At 68.6% G+C, this 1,328-nt stretch carries 1 protein-coding gene; it reads right to left on the bottom strand.

Features of this window, described 5'->3' with window-relative positions; genetic code table 11:
* On the bottom strand, window positions 1-1,238 hold a 1,238-nt coding region (locus tag NQ160_RS23865; RefSeq protein ID WP_257517466.1), incomplete at its 3' end, for an aspartate kinase.
* Window positions 1,239-1,328: the final 90 nt, after the last annotated feature.

Raw genomic sequence — 1,328 nt, 5'->3', positions numbered from 1 at the left:
CCGTATGCGGTGTGCACGACGCGCGCCGCCGCGGCGAGGTCGTCGCCGCGCACCACGACGGAGATGCGGATCTCCGAGGTCGAGATCATCTCGATGTTGATTCCCGCCGTGCTGAGCGCCTCGAAGAGCGTCGCCGAGACACCCGAGTGGGTGCGCATGCCGGCGCCGACGACCGAGAGCTTTCCGATCTGGTCGTCGTGCACGAGACCCTCGAACCCGATGTCGCCCTGGCGAGCCGAGAGCGCGCGCAGCGCGGTGGCGGCATCGCTCTTGGGAAGGGTGAAGGAGATGTCGGTGCGGCCGGTCGTGGCCGCAGAGACGTTCTGCACGATCATGTCGACGTTGGCGCCGGACTGCGCGATGACGGTGAAGATCTCCGCCGCCTTGCCTGGCACGTCGGGGACGCCCGTGACGGTGACCTTGGCCTGGCCCAGGTCGGTCGCGACTCCCGCGACGATCGGCTCTTCCATCTCTGCTCCTTCTTCGCTGTCGGGCGCACTCATGCCGGGGGCCAGCACGTACGTGCCGACTCCAGACGAGAACGTCGACCGGGCGTGGATCATGACACCGTGACGGCGGGCGTATTCGACCGCGCGGATGTAGAGCACCTTGGCGCCGTTGGCGGCCATCTCGAGCATCTCTTCGCTGCTGACGACGGCGAGCTTGCGGGCCTTGGGGACGACACGGGGGTCAGCGGTGAAGACGCCGTCGACGTCGCTGTAGATCTCGCACACGTCGGCGTCGAGGGCGGCGGCCAGGGCGACGGCGGTGGTGTCCGAGCCGCCGCGGCCCAGGGTGGTGATGTCGCGGGTGTCGCGGTTGAACCCCTGGAACCCCGCGACGATGACGATGGCGCCCTCGTCGAGCGCTTCGCGCAGGCGCACCGGCGTGACGTCGACGATGCGGGCCGCGCCGTGCGTGGCGTCAGTGATCATGCCCGCCTGGCTGCCGGTGAACGAGCGCGCCTCGAAGCCCATGGAGTGGATGGCCATCGCCAGCAGAGCCATCGAGATGCGCTCACCGCTCGAGAGCAGCATGTCGAGTTCACGCGGCGCGGGGATGGGGGCGACTTCGTGGGCGAGGTCGAGGAGCTCGTCGGTGGTGTCACCCATCGCACTGACCGCCACGACGACTTCGTGTCCGGCACGGCGGGCGTCGACGATTCGCTTGGCGACGCGCTTGATGCTCTCCGCGTCGGCGACCGACGAGCCGCCGTACTTCTGCACGATCAACGCCATAGGTACTCCCAGGATCGAGGGCGGATGCCGCACCCAACCGCCCATTCTACAAAGCGCGGCATTGCGCCTCTGCCATGTGACGAGGCCACC

This window comes from Microbacterium sp. zg.Y909 (assembly GCF_024626565.1).
This window is presented reverse-complemented; position numbering and strand designations above follow the sequence as displayed.